This is a genomic window from Streptococcus sp. HF-2466 (genome assembly GCF_015594645.1).
In the GTDB taxonomy this organism is placed as follows: Bacteria; Bacillota; Bacilli; order Lactobacillales; family Streptococcaceae; genus Streptococcus; species Streptococcus anginosus.
The window spans coordinates 82,286-103,634 of the sequence record NZ_JADNQU010000002.1 but is presented as its reverse complement, the minus strand read 5'-3'; the positions used below and the strand labels follow the sequence as shown (position 1 = coordinate 103,634).

The following is a 21,349-nucleotide window of genomic DNA, read 5'->3' as shown; positions in this document are numbered from 1 at the left end:
GAAATCTCAGATTTCCTACACGTTTTCTTTTTATTGACGAATCAAATAATCAAATGCCCCCAAAGCTGCTGTTGCTCCTGACCCCATTGAAATAATGATTTGTTTATAAGCGCTATCTGTACAATCACCTGCTGCAAAAATTCCTGGCACATTTGTTGCACCATGTTTGTCAACAATGATTTCACCACGCTCATTTAAAGCAACTGAACTATTCTTAAGCCAATCTGTATTTGGCAAAAGACCAATTTGAACAAAGACACCGCTGAGTTCAATTTTATGTTCTTCATTATTCGCACGATCGAGATAAGTAATGGCTTCAACTTGATCGGAACCATGAATTTCTTTTGTAGCTACATTGGTTAGAACCGTCACGTTTTTAAGTTGCTGTACCCTGTCTTGCAACACTTGATCAGCTTTCAAAGTTGGTAGAAATTCTAGTACATAAACATGCTCTGCCAGACCAGCTAAGTCAATTGCTGCTTCAATTCCAGAATTGCCTCCACCGATAACAGCCACTTTTTTACCTGTAAAAATAGGACCATCGCAATGTGGACAATTGGTTACACCTTTCGTCCGGAATTCTTCTTCACCAGGGACGTTGACATTTCGCCAGCGAGCACCAACAGAAAGAACGGCCGTTTTTGCTTTCAGAACTGCGCCATTTTCAAGCTCCACTTCAATCAAATCCTTTTTCTCGATGTTTTTCACACGTTGATTCTTCATGATATCAATTGGATATTTCTTGGCATGTTCTTCTACCTGCGCCATCAGCTTAGGTCCTTCTGTATAAGGAGTACCAATCATATTTTCAATACCAACGGTCTCCATCACCTGTCCACCAAAAGTTTCAACGACCATACCAGTACGAATGCCTTTACGAGCGGCATAAATCGCTGCACTGCTCCCTGCAGGTCCGCCTCCAACAACCAACACATCAAATGGTTCTTTATTGTCAAATTCCTCACTTGAAGCAGGTCCAGAAATCTTATCAAGCAGTTGCTCAACTGTCATACGACCATTTGCAAATTCTTCACCATTTAGAAAAACCGTTGGAACAGCCATAATCTTTTTGTCTTCAACTTCTTGTCTAAACATGCCTCCTTCGACCATTGTGTGGCTGATAGTTGGATTCAGCACAGTCATTGTATTCAGTGCTTGAACAACATCTGGACAATTATGGCAGGTTAGGCTAACATAAGTTTCAAAATGAAGTGGCTGCTTAATAGCTTGAATTCGTTTTATAACAGCATCTTCTACTTTTGGTGCGCGACCAGAGACTTGCAGCAAAGCTAGCACAAAAGATGTAAATTCATGCCCTAAGGGAAGTCCTGCAAACTGCACACGCCCTGCTTGCCCCACTTGTGTAACGGTAAAACTTGGCTTGCGGTTAGTCTCTATATTTTCCAGTGATAAACGTGGAGACATTGCTACAATTTCCTCTAGAAAAGCCCGCACCTGCTCAGAACGCTCATCTTGACCTAAAGAAGCTTGAAATACAACATCAGATTCTAAAAGTTCCAAGTATTGCTTCAGTTGTGCTTTAATTGTTTCATCTAAAGCCATATAAGCCTCCTTAAATTTTACCAACTAAATCAAGACTTGGAGTCAGTGTTTCAATTCCTTCTTTCCATTTAGCTGGGCAAACTTCACCTGGATGACTCCGAACATATTGTGCAGCATGGATTTTGTCAATCAAGACAGAAGCATCGCGCCCAACACCGTCTGCATTGATTTCAAGTGCCTGTACAACACCATCTGGGTCAATGATAAAAGTACCGCGTTGAGACAATCCACTTTCATCTAACACATCAAAACCAAGTGAAATAGCATGAGATGGATCGCCAATCATGATGTATTCAAGTTTTCCAATGGCATCTGAATGATCATGCCAAGCTTTATGTGTAAAATGCGTATCTGTTGAAACAGAATAAACTTCCACACCTAGTTCTTTAAGAGCTGCATACTGCTCTTGCAAGTCCTCCAACTCAGTCGGACAAACAAATGAAAAATCAGCAGGATAGAAGCAGACAACGCTCCAATGACCTTTTAAATCTTCACTAGAAACTGTGATAAATTTCCCGTTTCCAGCGTGATAAGCATCTGCTGTAAACTCGACAATTTCCTTACCAATAAGTGACATAAGATTACCTCCAAAATTAGTTTTATAATAAAATAAAAATCTTATAAGCCCATTATAGCCTATAAGATTTTTAGTGTCTAATATCTTGCTTGAAAACGTTTCCTAATAATCCAAAGCATCTGCGTAACCCGCGCCATTTCCTACAAAATAACCCGTTTTACAGTTAATACTAAAGAGGTAGGTTCCGTCTGTTCTAAATAAATTGTAATAACCATTTCCGTTGATAATATTCACACGTTCAAGAATATAATTATCTCCTGTGAAATAGCCACGTTCCCGTGAGGTTGCTAAGATTTTTTCTAACACACCAGGATTGAAATTCCAAGCTGGATTATTACTGTCGTTAATTTTAGTTTGGTCGTATGGTACTCGACTTAAATGACGCTGTAAATTCGTGCCTGACGCTGGTGCTGCTGGAGCAGTTGTTTGCGCTGGTACAGAAGCTGGTTGTTCTGCTACAGGTGGTTGAGCGGAGCTTTGTGACGGTGCAACAGTTGCGGCTTCTTCTGTCTGAGGAGCTGGCGTTACTACTTGCTGGCTCTTGCCTAAGCTAATCGCAGATTTCAACACCTTATCCAAGTCCGTATTTCCAGTTGTGACATCTGTAAATTTAGCATCAGCCTTAACCTTTGCTTTAGTATCCAAAACACCATCTGTAATAGCTGCTGAAGTGAATTGCGCATTCACATTTTGAACAGCCTCAACTTGTTTGACCAAGCTATCGTATTTTGCTTTGGCAACATTGTACTCGTTGGTGTTTTTTAATTTTTCCAATGCTGCTTTTAGTTTGTTTAAGTTTCCGAAACTGCTGTTTTTCAAAGCCAATTTATTGGCATCTGTAAAGAATGAATCATAAAGGCTGTTGAAAGCTTTCAAATTCTTATTTTCAGAGCTAGAAGTGGTAGAAGATTTACTTGTTTGGCTCGTTGAAGTTGTGGTTGTTTTCGCTTGCTTTTTGTTCAAAGACAGATAAGCTGTTCCGCCGATTAAAGCCAGTAAAATAACACTCGCTGCAGAATAGAGGACTTTCTTATTTTTATAAAATGGAACTTTCTCCGTTTCCATTTCTTCATCTAACGCTGTAAAAGTCGGATAGCTTTCCGTTGACTCAGTTGAACTCACAGGAATATCATCCATTTCAGGCTGAATTGGTTCCATTATTTTTGTCTCAGCCTCTAACTCCTCTGGAGTTTGTGTACTGTTTTCTTCTGAAGTTTCTTGCGGTTCCGCTTCGCTGGCTGCAAGTGCAGCTACTGTTTCATCAAAGGCAGACTCCTCAGACGCTACCTCTGCAGATTCTAGGGGGGCTTCCTCTTGAACCTCATCGTGCATCTCCTGGATAAATTCTGCCAAGTCTAACTGGCTCAGTTGTTCTTGATCTTCTGCTTCAGACATTTCTTCTGCAGGTTGAGCCGAAAATTTTCCTGCTTCAATTTCTTGACGGTGCTGTTTAATGTATTTATCCAGCACATTATCCTCTTCCGTCACCCCTGCTTCAAGTTCTTCGCTTTTTCGAGCAGCTTGACCAACTGTCATTTCTTTAGCTGTTTCAAAATCAAGAATTGATTCTTTTTCTTCTTGTTCTGGCAAATGTTTTTCGTCTTTACTCACGGCAAATCCTTTCTAATCTATTTGGCGTTTGACTCTCTGACCAAAATATTGGTACAAATCAACTTTTAAAGTCCCGTTATAGAGTTTTCGTTTTTTATCGGCTTGACTGCCAAATTTTGCTTCAAACGCTTCATCACTCGTCAAGATAAACTTGCTCCACGTTTTTAGTGGTGCAAAAGTCTGCCCCATTTCTTGATAAAGCTTGGTTACAGAATCATCATCCAGCAATCTCTCTCCATAAGGGGGATTGGAAACAATGACACCATTTATCTTGTCGGTATGCAAATCCTGCAAGCGCATTTGCTTGAAAAGAATCTGCTCAGGAACACCTGCTTCTTCGGCATTTCGTTTGGCAATCTCCACCATACGTGCATCAATATCAGTTCCTAAAATATCAAGCTGAATGTCTTGCTTAATCTGTCCTAAAGCTCTAGCACGAACACGCCCAACCAAGTCTGAGTCAACCCAATTCCATTCTTCAAACGCAAAATGGCGATGAAGCCCCGGCGCCATATTCATGCCAATCATAGCTGCTTCAATACAGAAAGTTCCTGAACCACAGGTCGGATCAACCAAGGGCTTATCTGGATACCAATTGGATAAGAGCAGAATCGCAGCCGCCATATTTTCTTTAATCGGTGCGCCACCTTTTTCAGCCCGATAGCCACGTTTAAAGAGACTAGAGCCTGTCGTATCGATTAAAACAGTTGCCACGTCTTTCAAAATAGAAACTTCAATCTTGAACTCAGCTCCATTTTCCATTAGGGGAACACCCTCTGGTCGAGCATAGTGCTTTTGCAACTTTTTGACTACTGCTTTTTTAGAAATAGCTTGCACACTTGGTTCATTGTGAAGTTTTGATTTGACACATTTTGCCTTGGCAATTGGAAATTTTGCTCCAAGCGGTAAATAGTTTTCCCAATCCAAAGCAAAAACACTCTGGAATAATTCCTCAAAGGTCTTAGCCGGAAAACTGCCAACAACAATCTTAATGCGGTCTGCTGCACGCAACCAGAGATTAGTTTCAATAATGGTTTCAACAGTTCCGTCAAAACGCACGCGCCCATTTTCCACTTGACATTCTAAGCCAAGATTTCTGATTTCACGACCAACCACAGCCTCTAAACCAGCCGCAGCAGTCGCAATCAACTTAAATTTTGTTTTCATTCGTCCTCTCAAAATAAAAGCTAGCATAATACGCTAGCTAAACCTATATGCAACTTTCTATAAGCCATGTTTTGTTCCAGAAATAACTAGGTATCATTTCCTTCGATAATCATCTGTCTACTGTTTCCAGTCAGAATGCTGCGTTCGTTTCCACGCATTCCGTGCCCCGACCAAAGTTTGGGTTGCTAGCTTGAGGGGTTTACCGCGTTCCACTTCTTGTGTTTCCACAAAAACTACGTCACTGTGGCACTTTCAGACCTATTTTGACTTATCAAAGACTTAGCCATTTCAGTCGCCGTAACGGATACTTCCGTCCCTAGGCTTATTGTTTCACCTAGCACAAACACTACGGGCATCACAGCCCGTGCTAGCATGGACTTTCCTCATGAAAATAAAATATTCTCACGCGATTATCCAAAAATTGCACATTACTTATTAAATTTCGTTATTTAAGATTTGCTTGCCGAATACTTCTTTTTCCAAACGATTTAAACGTTTTAAAATATCAAAATTTGTCAGCGTAGCAGATGCCACTTGAGGGGTTTCCATGATAGATTGCGTCAAAGGGGAAGTTGCCGCCTCATTTGACTTTTTAGCGAGTTCTGCTTTCAAACGAGCATTTTCTTCACGCAGTTCCTTTACCAAAGCAGCATACGTTTCGTAATCTTTAATGACATCATCTAAAAATTCGTCCACTTCAACCTTGCTATATCCACGGACGCCAACTTTAAAATCTTGATCAAAAATATCTTTCGGTGTGTAAATAATACTAGCCATTTCTCTCTCCATTCTCGTTCATTACTTTAATTATATAAAAAATGAGCCGCAAAAATCAAGGTTAAACATCTAATTTTCGGAAAAATTTTCTGCGACCTCATTCAAGTCATCAAATGTTAATTGTTTGATAAAATATTGTTCTTGTTTCTTCATCATTTGGTAAAGATACTTTAAATTTGTTTCATTTTCTTCATCGTAAAAAATATAAGCCCCGTCTGTATTACTGAGTAGAAAGTGATTGTAATCACGAAATTGGCTGGGATTTTCATAATGAGGATAGGCGTATTTAACAAAATCCACCTGTTTAAAACGACTTAATTTTTCTTGATTGGCTTCATTCCAGCTTTCACCTTGATTCTCAAAAGTAAAAATCGTCGCAATTTGAAAATCGTAATCTTGCTGCAATTCTTTTGCAACCTCTAGTGTCCAAACTTCAAAACCTAAATTCCCAGTGAAAATCAGCCACTCCGCACCTTCTTCCAATAAACGCGTTAAATCTCGCTGAATGGCTTTTTTAATAATCTTGATTCGAGGGTCTTTGTCATTAAAAATTCCCAAATCAAAATTCCGATAACCCACTATTAGTACGCTAACCACTTAAATTATCCCTTTATTTCCTTTTTTATGTTATAATAGAGTGATGTTATTGTACCAATAAGGAGATATATGGTCAACTATCCACATAAAGTTCCCTCTCGAAATTCATTAAGACTTCCCAAAAAGAAGTCCGTTGACTTTGCGAATCGGGGAATGTCGTTTGAAAAAATGATCAATGAAACGAATGATTATTATCTTAGTCACGATTTAGCGGTCATTCACAAGAAGCCGACCCCTATTCAGATTGTAAAAGTGGATTATCCCAGACGTAGTCGGGCAAAAATTGTTGAAGCCTACTTTCGACAAGCCTCTACAACAGACTATTCTGGTGTCTATCAGGGACATTATATAGATTTTGAAGCAAAAGAAACACATCAAAAAGCTTCCATGCCGATGAAAAATTTTCATGCTCATCAAATCAAGCACATGGAACAAGTCGTCAAACAAGGAGGAATTTGCTTCGTTTTATTGCACTTTTCAGCCTTAAAATTGACATATCTACTTCCTGCTCCTTATTTAATTAACTTCTTCAAGATTGACAAGGGGAAAAAGTCCATGCCACTTGACTACATTCAAAAGCATGGATATTCTATCTCACAGAATGGTCTTCCTAGCATTCCCTATCTTGAAATCATTCAACAAAATTTACTAGGTGGTAAAATAAATGAATAAGCAATCTTTACTGACAGCTGCAAAATATGTAGCTATCGGTCTCATTACATTATTTATGCTTGGAGTTGTAGCTGGTGGAGGAATTTTTCTCTATCAAGTTCACAAGGCACCTGCCTTGTCAGAAAAGAAACTAGTCGCCACAACTTCCAGTAAAATCTATGATAGTGAAAACAATCTTGTTGCTGACTTAGGTTCTGAAAAAAGGGTCAATGCGGCAACAAGTGATATTCCAACTGACTTAGTACGAGCTATCGTTGCAATTGAAGACCACCGTTTCTTCAATCATCGCGGCGTGGACTCTGTTCGTATTTTGGGTGCTTTCTTGAATAATCTGCGCAGAGGAAATCGACAAGGAGGGTCAACGTTGACTCAACAGTTGATTAAACTGACCTACTTCTCCACTTCAAGTGCCGACCAAACACTATCACGGAAAATTCAAGAAGCCTGGTTAGCTATTCAATTGGAGCGCAAAGCCACTAAGCAAGAAATTATTACATACTATGTAAATAAGGTCTATATGTCAAATGGTAACTACGGTATGCAAACAGCTGCTCAAAGTTATTACGGCAAAGATTTGAAAGACTTGAGCTTAGCTCAAACTGCTTTATTGGCGGGGATGCCTCAGGCACCAAACCAATACGACCCTTATACAAAACCAGAAGCAGCCAAAAATCGTCGCAATCTTGTATTGTCAGAAATGTATAAACTCAAATACATCTCTGCTGAGCAATATGAAAAAGCAGTCAATACACCCGTCACAGATGGTCTGCAAAGCTTAAAAAATTCAGCTTCTTATCCTGCTTACATGGATAACTACTTAAAGCAAGTTATTGAGCAAGTCCAAGAAGAAACGGGTTATAACTTGCTGACGACGGGAATGGAAGTGTATACAAACGTAAACAGAGCGGCTCAAGAACGCCTTTGGAACATTTATAATAGCAATGAATATGTTGCTTATCCAGATGATGAATTACAAGTAGCTTCTACCATTATAGATGCTACAACTGGTAAGGTGATTGCTCAACTAGGCGCCCGAAATCAAGCTTCAAATGTTTCTTTTGGTACTAACCAAGCGGTTGAAACCAATCGCGACTGGGGCTCAACCATGAAACCGATCACGGATTACGCTCCAGCCATTGAAAATGGCATTTACACTTCTACGGCTGCTTACATTAGTGATGCTCCTTATAATTATCCTGGAACAACTACTCCAGTCTACAACTGGGATATGCGCTATTTTGGAAACATCACCATTCAGTATGCACTTCAAGAGTCTCGGAACGTTCCAGCTGTCAAGACGTTAGAAGCCGTCGGACTCAGCAAGTCTAAGAAATTCCTAAGCGGACTGGGCATTAATTATCCAGATATGGTATATGCAAATGCCATTTCAAGTAACACGACAAAATCCGATCGAAAATATGGTGCCAGCAGTGAAAAAATGGCTGCTGCCTATGCTGCTTTTGCAAATGGTGGAACTTATTACAAACCACAATATGTCAGCCGTGTTGTCTTTAGCGATGGAACCTCAAAAGATTTCTCTAATCAAGGTACAACCGCAATGAAAGAAACAACAGCTTACATGATGACAAATATGCTGAAAACAGTTCTTACATCTGGTACTGGGACCAATGCAGCTATATCTGGTGTCTATCAAGCCGGTAAAACAGGAACTTCCAACTATTCCGATGATGAACTAGCGAAACTAACGAAGCCTTATGGTGGCTCTAGTGTTGTGACTCCTGATGAACTCTTTGTTGGTTATACGCAGAAATATTCAATGGCGGTATGGACAGGTTACACTAATCGTCTTACTCCCGTTCTGGACGATGGTGTGAAAGTCGCAACAGATGTTTACCGTGCGATGATGTCTTACTTGTCTGAAAGCGGGACAGAAGACTGGGAAATGCCTAGCGGCCTTTATCGTAGCGGAAATTATGTCTTTTTAGCCAATTCCACTAATAGATACCAAGGAAATTATTATAATTCTACTTCCAGTTCGAGTCTTGAAGAATCATCATCTTCTTCAAGTAGCCAAGAAAGTTCTACCCAAGAGTCATCAAGCAGCTCTGCTTCATCAAGTACAGAACCGAGTGCTTCTACGTCTGCAAGTTCTCCTAATGGCGGTGGAAATTCAGAAACTCCTCCTTCACGAAACCGATAATGAACAAGTTCCTGAAAGCCAAGCCGTTTAAAAGTTAACACCTTCAAATCAGAGTTTTGTAAAAATTAAAAAACACGAACAATCAAGACCAGTAAATAACTGGCTATAAGATTGTTCGTGTTTTTAATATTTCAATTCCTGATGAAATCACCATGAAGCAGTCTTATACCTTATGAAAATCTCTTCAAACTTTGTCAGTTTCGTCTGCGATCTCAAAAGCTCCTCTTTTAATCTGCTTACGGACTCATCTCTTAGTTTGCAATTTGATTTTCATTAAGTATCAAAATTTTTTATACCGCTTCTTTTTAATTCTTATTATTTACTAGCCAAAGCTCCCATTGGATCCCATGGGGCAAGTACTTTTGGTTCTGCTTCATAAGCAGCTAGTTCTTCTGCTGTTAAGAATTCCTTACGGACAACGATTTGATAAGTGTACTCGTCCATCCAGTCGTCGCTGGCAACAAAATAACCTTTGTCTCCGACTTTGTCACCCCAAGAATTTTCTACTTTCCATTTTGTTGATTTTCCATTTTCATCCAAATCAACACCTGTCAAGACCATAGCATGGGTCATGAGACTTTCGCTGTAATCCAAACGTCCTGCCTTATCTTGTGTCAATTCAATATCCATGCTTGATGTGAAATCGTACATGTCATTAACCATAACGCCCGCTTTGCGGTTGCTAGATTGACCGACATCAGAACCAAACCAAACAGTTTCTCCAGCCTGCATTTGAGCAATAGCCAGCTCTTTCAAACGCTCCATATTAACATTCAAATAACGAACATCACGTGCTCCTACGACATTTCCTAACATCTCAACTGTATAAGATTTGCCGTATGGTTTGTCAGCTGTAGGAGCATTGATGATTGAAACGTAGTCATCTAATTGAAGATCCACGTATTTTTTGTAAAATGCTTGTGGTGTCAGTCCAGTTTCACTGTGGAAATTGTTATCTTTATCACGATAAGCAAAATCAAAAGTACGAGGTGGGAGTCCAAGTGACATTGCTAAGAAATTAAAGATTTCTTGCAAGAGCTCTTCTTTTTTAGCTTGAATAGCTGTCGCATCTGCTCCACTAGTAACCAAATCACGCAAGATTTGTGCATCTTGACGGAGTAATTTATTGAGATATTGGTTGAGCTCACGGCTATTGCTAGATGAAATGGATTCTGGGTAAACTGATTTTGGAACAACTCCATATTTTTCAAAAAGTGCCACAACCATATCCCATTGTCCGCCGTCTTGTTGAGGCGTATCTAAGAGGAATTTCACTTTGCGACTGGTTAAGTCTTGGTCAGCTGTTGCTAAGACTTGCTCTAAAAACCAGTTGGATTTTTCATATTTATCCCAAAAGAATGTGTGCGCTTGAGACAATTCAAATTCTTCCAATTGAAAGCCTGCAATCATTTTATGACGGAATGTATTGAGCGCTGCAAACATCCAGCAACGTCCAGACGCTTTTTGATTGCTGACTTTATCTTTGGTTAAATCAATGGAAAACACAGGATTGTTTTCAATTGCACTGCTGCGCTTTTCAAGCGATGTTAATAAACCATTGTGGCTAACTGCATTTTCAATTGCAGCATACTTAGCAGTTGCTTCATAATTTGCATATAATTTATCTGTAAATTGTTGATCTATAGAATTCATAGATACCTCCTTCTAATTCTAAACATTATTATAGCTTATTTTCAAAATTCTTCAAACAAAAAGTTAGGCGCACCTAACTTTTTGTTATACAGCTGATTTTAGTAACCGACGTATTTTAAAAAACATAAGTCAGAACAATTCTCCTGCTTATTTCCAAAAATCATCGAAGATTGTAATCGGCAAATGACGCTTGTGCTCCCCTTTGTGCCACCAAGATTCAATCCTTGCTTTCGCTTGGTCAGAAATGGTTTTACCTTCCAAATAGTCATCAATTTCGTTGTAAGTGACACCGAGAGCGACTTCATCTGCAATGCCTGGCTTTTCTTCTTCCAGGTCTGCTGTTGGTACTTTTTCATAGAGGGCAGAATCAGCGCCCAAGGTAGCCAACAGTTGCTTACCTTGCCGTTTATTGAGACGATAAAGTGGTAGAATGTCTGCACCACCATCACCAAATTTCGTAAAGAATCCTGTGACGTTTTCTGCGGCATGATCCGTTCCAACCACTGCTCCTTTATAAGAGCCTGCTAAAGCATATTGCGCAATCATGCGACTGCGAGCTTTAATATTGCCTTTATTGAAGTCTGAGACCGTTGCTCCTGTAGCCTCAACCGCCTTTGTCATAGCATCTGCACTTTTTTTGATGTTGACCACAAGACTGACATCCGGCTGGATAAAAGCAAGAGCTCGCTGTGCATCCTCTTCATCAGCCTGCACCCCATATGGCAAACGCACTGCGATAAATTGATAGCTAGCATCGCCAGTCTCCGCACGCATTTCCTCTATTGCCAGTTGCGCCAAACGTCCTGCCAAAGTTGAATCTTGTCCGCCCGAAATTCCCAAAACATAGGTTTTCAAAAAAGAATGTTTTTTAAGATAATCCTTTAAAAAATCAATGGATTTACGGATTTCTTCCTCTGGGTCAATGACAGGTTTCACGCCTAATTGCTGGATAATCGTTTCTTGTAAGGTCATTTTGTTTCTCCCATTTGATTCGCTTTTTTGCGCATTTGATCAATCAAATCAACCTTGTCTTGCCATACATCACGCGCCAAATCCACAGGATAATCTTGCGGATTGAGGACACGTTTGTACTCGTCCCATAACTTATCAAACTCCTTGCGAGCATATTGTTGGATTTCTGTTAAGGTTGACAATTGGTATACGAGTTGGCCTTGTTTAAAGATATCAACTAAAAGAGGTACTGCGTCAAAATTTGTCACTGTTTTATTGATGTAGGTGTAAGTTGGGTGAAACATTTCTAACTCGGCAATAGCATTCACATCTACGCCATCATAAGTGATATAGTCTCCTTCTGACTTGCCTTTTGCACGGCTAGTAATCCGCCAAACTTGTTTTTTACCCGGCGTTGATACTTTTTCCACATTATTAGAGAGCTTAATCGTATTACGCAAATTGCCATGTTCATCTTCAATAGCCACAATCTTATAAACGGCTCCCAGTGCTGGTTGGTCATAAGCCGTGATGAGCTTAGTTCCAACACCCCACACATCAATCTTGGCCTTTTGCATTTTTAAGTTGAGGATTGTATTTTCATCCAAGTCGTTAGAAGCGTAGATTTTAGCATTTGGAAAACCAGCTTCATCCAGTTGCTGGCGGACTTTTTTAGAAATATAAGCCAAATCCCCTGAATCAATCCGCACTCCAAGGAAATTGATTTTATCCCCCATTTCACGCGCTACTTGAATCGCTGCAGGCACACCGAGGCGGAATGTATCATAGGTATCCACCAAGAAAACACAGTCATGGTGCGTTTCAGCATACGCCTTAAAAGCTTCATAGTCATTTCCATAGACTTGGACGAGAGCATGAGCATGCGTTCCTAAGACTGGAATATCAAAGAGCTTTCCAGCACGAACATTACTGGTTCCATTTGCTCCACCAATCACTGCCGCACGAGTTCCCCAGATAGCCGCATCCATTTCCTGTGCTCGGCGTGTACCAAATTCCATTAAAGGCTCATCTTCGATGACTGAGCGAATCCGAGCTGCTTTTGTCGCTACCAAGGTTTGATAGTTGACAATGTTTAATAAGGCAGTTTCCACTAATTGACATTGAGCAAGAGGACCTTCTACTTGAACAATGGGTTCATTCGCAAAGACCAAGTCTCCCTCTTGTGCAGACCGCACTGTTAATTCCAATTTCAAATTTGCTAAATAGTCTAAAAATTCTTCATCATAGTCAAGAGAACGAAGATAGGCAATATCACTATCTGAAAATGTCAAATGATTTAAATAATGAACCATCCGCTCCAAGCCAGCAAAAACCGCATAGCCACTATGAAAGGGCTCTTTCCGAAAATAAACTTCAAAAACAGCTCGTTTATTATGAATATTTCTTCTAAAATAAACTTGCATCATGTTGATTTGATACAAATCCGTATGCAAGGTTAAACTATCATCTGGATACATAACGACTCCTTGTAAGATGTATTTTTACTTATTATACCACAAATCAAAAGAGCAAGAGGAAATCTTGTTCAACTTTAGGTGTTTAAATAACTATTCTCAAGTTTTCTGTTGTATTGCGCTGTTTAAATTTTCAGTTTTAAAACATCTTAAAAACCAAGGTGCATTTGGAACAACTTTAAAAAAGTCGCAAATTTATCCTTGGTTTTATTATATTATTATTTATCTTTAAATTTCAATTGGCTATAAATACCAAATACAAGTATCCAAATAGCTGAACCGATTGCTCCTACAACGGTTGATTTTTGTAAAAAGAGGGTTATAAATACAAAGGCAAAGAAGAGCAAAGTAAGAGGATTGAGAAACTTATAGGCTGGCATTAGATAGCCATCTGCCATAAATTCTTTTGATTTTCTGTATTTCAGGTGAGCAATCATAGTGAGTGCATAGATAGCAATATAAACTCCTGATGAAGAAGCAGTAATCAAAGCAAAGGAGTCTGATACTCCTGGTAACACCTGAATAAAAGCAGCTAATGCAATCACTACCGCTGAGGTCAAAATAGCGTTTTGCGGAACATTTTGTCTGGATAATTTCCCAGCACCGATTCCATTCAAAAAGCGATTAGGTGAATCATGTGCAATTTGATACAAATGACGCCCAGTCGAATACAAGGTAGAGTTCAAAGCTGAAGCAGCTGAAGTCAATACGACAAAGTTAATCAAAGCTGCTGCCCATTTAAGGCCTGCCAACTTGAAAACAATCACAAAGGGAGAATCTGTGGTTGCTAAATCCCGCCAAGGGATAATCGCCATAATTGCAAGCAAAGAGCCACCGTAGAAAAGAACGATCCGCAAGGGGATTTCTTTAATAGCCTTTGGCAATACCTGCCGAGGATTTGCCGTTTCAGACGTTGTGATTCCAATAAATTCAATAGCTTGATAAGCAAAGAAGACCATTTGAAAGCCCATGACAAAACTCATAAAACCATTAGGAAATAATTGGAAATTTTGACTGATATTGCTGATGCTGGCTACACCATTGGGCGTTTTAAAGCCTGTCAACACCATAAAAATCGCTGTCACAATCAAAGCAATAATCGCTACAATCTTGACCATGGCAAACCAAAATTCAACTTCACCAAAAACTCGGACTGCAATCAGATTGACCATACTCAAAACAGCAAGGAAGACGATTTGAATCAGCCATGCCGGCCAAGTCGGAAACCAAAATTGGACATATTGTGCAACTGCCGTGATTTCTGCCATACCGATAAAAATGAGAGAAATCCAATAGGACCAACCGGAAAAATAGCCCCAGCCATTCCCAAGATACTTGGTAATGAAGTTGATAAATGTGTGCTGGTCTGGATCATAATACAACATCTCTCCAATCGCCCGCATCATCAAATACATAAAGACGCCGGTCAACATGTAAATGAGAATAATTGACGGCCCTGTCAGACTAATCGAACGTCCTGCTCCTAAAAAGAGACCCGTTCCAATTGTCCCAGCAATAGCAATGATTTGGACATGACGATTTTTTAAGCCACGTTCCATTTTATTCTTATTATTTTCAAAATTCTTTTCACTCATACGAAGCCTCCTTTTCACATGAACTTTTCCATTTTACCACAATTCTGACAATTTCACTAGTCATTTATGAGAGCACGAGAATTGAACAAATCAAAAGAAGCCCTTTCATTTCTAATTTTCCAATGTATCACTGTCTTTTTATTAATCAAAAAGAAGCTGGAATAAGTGCTCAGCTTCCTTTGTTTATATCGTGCGTTTAGAGTACACTTAATGCTGGAACGAAAGTCTAAAGGCGATTCGCTTTGCCAGTTCAAATGAGTACCTTTGTCCAACACTTCGTTTTTTATCCACTACCTAAACAGTCTGAGAGACTGCTGAGAAGCCTTGCGTGGCTGAGACTACGAACCAAAAATTTTCAAGATGATTTTGGTCTTTCGCTCTAAAAATTCTCTGTGATATACTTGTAGACTTCTTGCCCTGCAACCGCTCCGTCACCGACAGCTGTCGTTACTTGGCGAAGATCTTTTTCGCGAACATCTCCAATAGCATAGATGCCAGAAATAGCCGTTTTCATATGATTATCGGTTACAATCCAGCCTGCTTCATTGGTAATGCCCAAATCTTTGGCAAACTCACTAACTGGATCTAAACCAACATAGATAAAGACACCGCCAAATTCATGTTCAGATATTTCACCCGTTTTGACATTCTCTACCATAACGCTGCTAACGCGCTTGTCACCTTTGATTTCCTTCACAACTGAATCCCAGATAAAATGAATTTTTTCATTGGCAAATGCACGTTCTTGTAGTAACTTTTGAGCTCGCAATTCATCGCGCCGATGAATAATCGTCACCGTTTTTGCAAAACGAGTCAAAAATACAGCCTCTTCCACCGCAGAGTCGCCTCCACCGACCACAAGCAAATCTTCATCTCGGAAAAAGGCTCCGTCACAGACTGCACAGTAAGACACCCCGCGGCTGTTTAATTCTTCTTCACCCGGAACTCCTAGATGACGATGAACAGCTCCAGTCGCAATAATAAGCGTCTTGGTTTCAAAAATCTCATCTTCTGTAAAGACTTTTTTTATTGCTCCTTGGTGTTCGATTTTTTCAACAGAGCCAAACAAATGCTCCACTCCCAAATTTTCGAGCGGTTCAAACATTTTTTCGGCTAGTTCTGGACCACTGATATTAGCATATCCAGGATAATTTTCAATATCTGAGGTATTGTTCATTTGTCCGCCTGGAATGCCACGTTCCAAAAGAGCCACTTTAAGATTACTTCTAGCAGCATAAAGCGCAGCTGTCATGCCTGCTGGTCCAGCTCCAATAATAATTGTGTCGTACATAAATTTACTTCCTTTATTGTAATCATTGTTATTCTAACGTTATTAAGCTCTTTTTTCAAACATTATGCTCTGAAGATAAGCAGAATCCCCATCATTGCAAAGGATAAAATCGGAATCGTCATCACTGCAATCAATAGCATATCATACAGATGAGCTTGTCGATCTTTGATTGTTTTATCAACACGCCGAACAGCACGAAGCCCAATCCATAATCCTAGAAAACTCCCTACCAATAGCGCCGTAATCAGTAAACTCTCTAGATAGAGTAAAAAAACTTGAGACAGCATAGCCACTCCTCTATTAACTAACTTTTATTAAAGGCATTCAAAACAAATGCCGCAAACTTGAAAATAAACCCAGCTAGCAAGGCCAACTGGGCTTCTTTTTCTATTATATCAAATATATGTCCGTTTGTAACTGGCAAAAAATTCTTTTGTGCGTTCTTCTTTAGGGTGGTTCATTATTTCATCTGGAGTTCCCATTTCAATGATGTGCCCCTTATCTAAAAAGAGTACCTTGTCTGCCACTTGAGACACAAAAGACATGTCATGGCTGACTAAAATCATGGTCTGACCAGCCTTGGCTGCATCTGCAATAGATTTTTCAACTTCCCCTACTAGTTCAGGATCAAGCGCTGATGTTGGCTCGTCTAAAAGCAGAACATCTGGCTTCATCGCAAGCGCACGCGCCAAAGCGACACGCTGTTTTTGTCCACCTGACAGATGGCGTGGATAGTGATTTTCACGGTCTGACAGACCAACTTTTGCCAATTCTTCTTTGGCAAGATTCGTTGCTTCTTGGTCTGAGAATTTTTTTACAACCAATAAACCTTCTTTGACATTGTCCAAAGCCGTTCGGCGCTCAAAGAGATTAAACTGCTGAAACACCATAGCTAACTTTCGTCGCAAGGTTAGGATTTCTTCCTTGCTAATCTTAGAAAAATCAACAGTAAAATCATCAATGGCAATCGTGCCGCTGTCTGGCTGTTCCAGATAATTCAAACTGCGTAAGAAAGTAGATTTTCCTGCACCAGATGAACCAATTAAAGCAACCACTTCTCCTTTTTGAATCTCTAAACTAAGATTGTTTAAAATCATTTGTCCAGAAAAGGATTTGCTGAGATTTGAAATACGAATCATTATCGAACATCTCCTTTCGCCTGTATTTGTGGATTGAGATTATCAGGCGCTTCAATCGCCATTTTCTTTTCGATAAACCGCCCAAATGCTTCAATCACAATATTCACAGCCCAATAGACAAGAGCAACCGAGATAAAGCGCTCAAAGTAACGGTAATCCGCACCACCCAAAATCTGCGCTTGAGCAAAAATCTCAACAACTCCTGCACTAAAAGCCAGAGAAGTTCCCTTGGTCAAGCCAATCAAAGAGTTAATCAAGGTCGGTGTAGCAACCACAGCAGCATTAGGAATAATAACACGACAGTAAACCTGCCCATTTGTCATTCCCAAACTACGAGCCGCTTCAATCTCTCCAGAATCCACTGATAAAATCGCTGCTCGAATAGTTTCACTGGCGTAAGCTGCTTCATTAAATGCAAAAGCTACAATCGCAAATAGATAGGCTGGAATAGCATTGATATTCAGACCCGTACCGAATCGCAAGTTGATGGCCTTCAGAAGCAAAGGAATCCCATAATAAGTCAGCATGAGCTGAACAAGCACTGGTGTCCCTCGCAAAAAACTAACGAAAAAAGCCTGCAGAGGATATAAAATTTTCACACGGTTGATTTTGACAATAGCAAAAATGAGAGCCAAAATCAAGCCAAAAAAAGCTCCTCCTAAGGTCAGTAGTAGTGTTGTTGGTAATTTTTCGATAATTCTTGGTAGTCCGTCAAACACAGAGCGCCAGCTAAAAAGCTGTCCGTCTGGAATCTTTTGAACCAATTCTTGATACCAATTAGAGGTTAAAATCGCTGTTGTAACAATCATAGTAACTTCCCTTTCTCGATAATGTCTAATTCTATCACAATTTTTTTATTTCACCAATTATTTACTACGATAAAAATAGACTAGCAAGACTAGTCTATCACATTCGTTCTCTAAAGAATAATTGTTTTTATTTATGAGAGTGATAAAGAAATTTTAAGACTAAAAACTTTGACGTTTCGCTTTTCTTTCTGCACGACCGCGTGCGCGTTTTTCAGCTCTTTTTGTCTTACGGCGTTTTTCATTGACAGCCCACTGGATTTTTTTCTTATAGCTCGGTTTGATTTTCTTCTTTTTCTTTTTAACCAGACCAATCATTTCCGTGTCCAATTTTTCCTGCGTTTTTTCACGATTGACACGACGATCGCGGTCATAGGTATCTTGAAATTCTCCGTTTTTAATCATCTTGGGAATGAAGTGAATGCCCAATTTTTCCAGCTCACGAATATCTGAATCATCGCTCGGTTGATAAAGTGTAATGGCTGTTCCCGATAGACCATTTCTGCCAGTTCGTCCCACTCGGTGAACGAAGAAGGACAAATCTTGCGGAATCGCATCATTGATGACATGACTAACGCCTTCAATATCAATTCCCCGCGCAGCTAAATCTGTCGCAACAATGTATTCAAAATCTAGGTTCTTCACCTGATTCATAATCCGTTTTCGCTCCCGCGGTGCAATATCCCCATGAATCTTTGCCACCTTGAGACCTTGCGCTGTCAAATAGCTATGCAATTCATCCGCTCGTGTTTTAGTATTGACAAAAATCATAGCTAGATAAGGCTGTAGGAGCTGTGTGATTTCATAAATCTGCGCATTCTTATCACGTCCTTTTGTCGAAATCAGCCAATTTTCAATGGTATCTGAAATAACTGTTTTGGTTTTGATTTGCTCAATGACCGGGTTAGATAGATATTTTTTTAAAAATGGCTGCAATTTTTGCGGAATGGTTGCAGAAAAGACTAGAAATTGCAAATCCTTCGGCAAACTAGACGCAATCTTATCCACCGTCACTAAAAATCCCATATCAAGCGTCATATCTGCTTCATCAACGACAAAAGTATGCGCCTTATGAATGGCTAAGTCACCTGATTCGACCAAATCATAAATACGTCCCGGCGTACCAATGACAATGTGCGGCTGACTGGAACTCAATTTCCCAATCTGACGATTTTTATCAGTTCCACCGACATAGTTAGCAACTCGAATTTCCTTATCAGAAAAAGTAGCAATTTGGCGTGCAGCCTGATAAATCTGCCTAGCCAACTCACGACTAGGAGTGGTAATGACGACCTGAACACTATCTGCATCTTCATTCAGCGTTTGAAAAATCGGCAACAAGAAAGTGTGAGTTTTCCCTGAACCTGTTTTGGACTCTCCCACCAAATCTCGACCAGCAAGCACAACCGGAATGAGTTTTTCCTGAACTTCTGTCGCCTCAACAAAGTTCAAATCCTTGAGTGCCTCTTGGATATAATCTTTAAACTTAAATTCTGTAAATTTCATGTTTTCCTCTATTCGTCTCTTATCCTATCTATTATACCAGAACTTGCTTTAAAAATAAAAATGAATCATGTTTTTCTCTTCTTATTTCCTCCCTTTTCTATGAAGCTCTCCTTATTTTATGGTACAATAATAATAAGTTTACAAAAAAGGGATGACCATGAAAAAATTTATTATTACTCTTGTAACGACTCTCTTGATCTTCCTAGCTCCTACGGTTTTAGCAGACAACTTTGAAGTAGGTGCTAAGCATGCTATTGCAGTTGACGTTGCAACCGGAAAAATTTTGTATGAAAAAGATGCTAATCAGCCAGTTGAAATTGCTTCTATTACTAAACTACTAACAGCCTATTTAGTCTATGAAGCGATTCATCAGGGAAAATTCACTTTACAAACTTCCGTAGATATTTCTGACTACCCTTATCAACTAACCGTTAATCCGAACGCCAGTAACGTTCCTTTGGAAGCTAGAAAATATACTGTCGAAGAATTGTTAGAAACTTCTTTAATAGCAAGTGCTAATAGTCCAGCGATTGCCTTGGCTGAAAAAGTCGCTGGCAGTGAGAAAAAATTTGTGGATTTGATGAAAGCTAAATTGCAACAATGGGGAATCAAAGGTACTACTATCATCAATGCTTCTGGGCTGAATAATTCTGTTTTAGGAGAGGAACATATTTATCCTGGTTCAGGAAAAGAAGACGAAAATAAAATGAGCGCCCACGATGTTGCAATTATTGCTCGGCGTTTAATCCTTGATTACCCAGAAGTTCTAGAAATCACCCAAAAAGCTACGTCTAACTTTGCAGGCATGACGCTTACATCGTCCAACCACATGCTCAAAAATATGCCCGCCTTTCGAGCCGGAGTAGATGGCCTCAAGACTGGAACTTCTGATAAAGGAGGCTCTTCCTTTGTCGGAACAATCCAGCAAAGAGGGATGCGTTTGATTACGGTTCTCCTCAATGTTGATCATGCAGATGAGGATGAGAATGCCCGCTTTACGGCTACCTCTAGATTTATGACCTATATTTATCAACAATTCACAGTCCAAACTCTTGTGAAAAAAGGTGAAGCCTACAATAAAAGCTCTGCCCGCGTCATTAACGGTCAAAAAGATGAAGTCACTGCTGTTGCTAGTGAAAAACTCACCATTGTGCGGAGATACAATCATAAAAAACCGACTGTTCATTTTACAACTGATAAAAACGGTTATCCCACTCCTTTAAAAAAGGGTATCGTTATTGGGAAATTGACCTATACTGATAATGATTTGATTGGAAAAGGCTATCTTGACAAGAAGCCACCAACTATTTCCATGCTTTCAGCGGAGAAAATTGGTCGTCCTTTCTTCCTCAAATCATGGTGGAATGAATTCGTCCAATATGTCAATGAAAAATTATAAACGAGCGAAATAGAAATCAGTATTTCGTAGAAGCTTGATTTCATCGTTCATCTCCGCATAGCTCGAAAGACTTGAGGAAGCTTTTGAGGTTGGAAATAAGCAAATGTAACTTGATGACAAATAGGCTGTAAAAGTTGATATAGAACATATTGTAGCTCATTCAATAGTAATTGGGAATGTGACAAAACTCAAAATCAAAAATTTTTAGTTTGTAGTCTCATTCCCACAAGGTTGCTCAACAGCCTGAGAGACTGTCGAGGTGGCAGATAAAGAAAACAAAGTTTTCGTCAAAAGTACTCTTCCAAGCTTGAAAAGCGAATCGCCTTGAGACTTGCTTTTCAAGCTCTATCCGTAACCTCAACGCAGTGCTTTGAGCAATTAGCTACTGCGTCTGTAATGCTAACGATAT

18 protein-coding genes and 1 other RNA gene are annotated in these 21,349 nt (G+C 39.7%); 3 read left to right on the top strand and 16 right to left on the bottom strand.

What is annotated here, in order from left to right; genetic code table 11:
• Positions 1–30: 30 nt before the first annotated feature.
• The 7 genes from ahpF to IYQ91_RS03145 form a co-directional block, all read right to left on the bottom strand.
• Entirely contained in the window at positions 31–1,563 is a 1,533-nt protein-coding gene (ahpF, locus tag IYQ91_RS03175; RefSeq protein ID WP_195673054.1) for an alkyl hydroperoxide reductase subunit F, read from the bottom strand.
• 10 nt (positions 1,564–1,573) lie between these two features.
• Positions 1,574–2,140: an alkyl hydroperoxide reductase subunit C gene (gene ahpC / locus IYQ91_RS03170; protein ID WP_003036466.1), complete on the bottom strand. Its 567-nt coding sequence runs from the start codon at positions 2,138–2,140 to the stop codon at positions 1,574–1,576.
• 102 nt (positions 2,141–2,242) lie between these two features.
• Positions 2,243–3,751: a cell division site-positioning protein MapZ family protein gene (locus tag IYQ91_RS03165; protein WP_195673053.1), complete on the bottom strand. Its 1,509-nt coding sequence runs from the start codon at positions 3,749–3,751 to the stop codon at positions 2,243–2,245.
• Between the two features lie 12 nt (positions 3,752–3,763).
• Positions 3,764–4,918: a THUMP domain-containing class I SAM-dependent RNA methyltransferase gene (locus tag IYQ91_RS03160; RefSeq protein WP_195673052.1), complete on the bottom strand. Its 1,155-nt coding sequence runs from the start codon at positions 4,916–4,918 to the stop codon at positions 3,764–3,766.
• Between the two features lie 55 nt (positions 4,919–4,973).
• An RNA gene (gene rnpB / locus IYQ91_RS03155) (RNase P RNA component class B) lies at positions 4,974–5,340 on the bottom strand.
• A gap of 13 nt (positions 5,341–5,353) precedes the next feature.
• Positions 5,354–5,695: a cell division regulator GpsB gene (gpsB, locus tag IYQ91_RS03150; protein WP_003036439.1), complete on the bottom strand. Its 342-nt coding sequence runs from the start codon at positions 5,693–5,695 to the stop codon at positions 5,354–5,356.
• A gap of 69 nt (positions 5,696–5,764) precedes the next feature.
• Positions 5,765–6,292, bottom strand: coding sequence for a DUF1273 domain-containing protein (locus IYQ91_RS03145; RefSeq protein WP_195673051.1), 528 nt, complete (start codon positions 6,290–6,292; stop codon positions 5,765–5,767).
• A gap of 69 nt (positions 6,293–6,361) precedes the next feature.
• Here IYQ91_RS03145 and recU point away from each other — a divergent pair, with 69 nt between their 5' ends.
• Together recU and pbp1a are read left to right on the top strand one after the other, a co-directional pair.
• Positions 6,362–6,964 (top strand): Holliday junction resolvase RecU, encoded by a 603-nt coding sequence (gene recU, locus IYQ91_RS03140; RefSeq protein ID WP_024052121.1) that lies wholly within the window; start codon positions 6,362–6,364, stop codon positions 6,962–6,964.
• Positions 6,957–9,125, top strand: coding sequence for a penicillin-binding protein PBP1A (pbp1a, locus tag IYQ91_RS03135; protein WP_195673050.1), 2,169 nt, complete (start codon positions 6,957–6,959; stop codon positions 9,123–9,125). Before recU ends, pbp1a begins: the two co-directional genes overlap by 8 nt.
• 315 nt (positions 9,126–9,440) lie before the next feature.
• Here pbp1a and pepC read toward each other — a convergent pair whose 3' ends face one another.
• The 9 genes from pepC to IYQ91_RS03090 all read right to left on the bottom strand — a co-directional run bounded on the left by pepC (position 9,441) and on the right by IYQ91_RS03090 (position 19,541).
• Positions 9,441–10,778 carry an aminopeptidase C gene (gene pepC, locus IYQ91_RS03130; RefSeq protein ID WP_021001315.1) on the bottom strand — a complete coding sequence of 446 codons (1,338 nt, stop codon included), beginning with the start codon at positions 10,776–10,778 and terminating at the stop codon, positions 9,441–9,443.
• Between the two features lie 147 nt (positions 10,779–10,925).
• Positions 10,926–11,750: an ammonia-dependent NAD(+) synthetase gene (nadE, locus tag IYQ91_RS03125; RefSeq protein ID WP_195673049.1), complete on the bottom strand. Its 825-nt coding sequence runs from the start codon at positions 11,748–11,750 to the stop codon at positions 10,926–10,928.
• The gene (locus IYQ91_RS03120) at positions 11,747–13,207 is read right to left on the bottom strand and encodes a nicotinate phosphoribosyltransferase (RefSeq protein ID WP_195673048.1); all 1,461 of its coding nucleotides are present in this window, start codon (positions 13,205–13,207) and stop codon (positions 11,747–11,749) included. Before IYQ91_RS03120 ends, nadE begins: the two co-directional genes overlap by 4 nt.
• 215 nt (positions 13,208–13,422) lie before the next feature.
• A complete protein-coding gene (locus IYQ91_RS03115; protein WP_195673047.1) occupies positions 13,423–14,799 on the bottom strand; it encodes an amino acid permease in 1,377 nt (458 codons plus the stop codon).
• 379 nt (positions 14,800–15,178) lie between these two features.
• Positions 15,179–16,090: a thioredoxin-disulfide reductase gene (trxB, locus tag IYQ91_RS03110; protein WP_003025866.1), complete on the bottom strand. Its 912-nt coding sequence runs from the start codon at positions 16,088–16,090 to the stop codon at positions 15,179–15,181.
• Between the two features lie 62 nt (positions 16,091–16,152).
• On the bottom strand, positions 16,153–16,377 hold the full coding sequence (locus IYQ91_RS03105) for a DUF4059 family protein (RefSeq protein ID WP_003025868.1): 225 nt from the start codon (positions 16,375–16,377) through the stop codon (positions 16,153–16,155).
• 108 nt (positions 16,378–16,485) lie between these two features.
• Positions 16,486–17,229: an amino acid ABC transporter ATP-binding protein gene (locus tag IYQ91_RS03100; RefSeq protein WP_195673046.1), complete on the bottom strand. Its 744-nt coding sequence runs from the start codon at positions 17,227–17,229 to the stop codon at positions 16,486–16,488.
• On the bottom strand, positions 17,229–18,038 hold the full coding sequence (locus IYQ91_RS03095; RefSeq protein WP_195673045.1) for an amino acid ABC transporter permease: 810 nt from the start codon (positions 18,036–18,038) through the stop codon (positions 17,229–17,231). Before IYQ91_RS03095 ends, IYQ91_RS03100 begins: the two co-directional genes overlap by 1 nt.
• A 159-nt stretch (positions 18,039–18,197) precedes the next feature.
• On the bottom strand, positions 18,198–19,541 hold the full coding sequence (locus IYQ91_RS03090) for a DEAD/DEAH box helicase (protein WP_195673044.1): 1,344 nt from the start codon (positions 19,539–19,541) through the stop codon (positions 18,198–18,200).
• A 157-nt stretch (positions 19,542–19,698) separates the two neighbouring features.
• On the opposite strand from IYQ91_RS03090, the gene pbp3 reads away from it, so the two are divergent.
• On the top strand, positions 19,699–20,940 hold the full coding sequence (gene pbp3 / locus IYQ91_RS03085; RefSeq protein ID WP_195673043.1) for a D-alanyl-D-alanine carboxypeptidase PBP3: 1,242 nt from the start codon (positions 19,699–19,701) through the stop codon (positions 20,938–20,940).
• Positions 20,941–21,349: the final 409 nt, after the last annotated feature.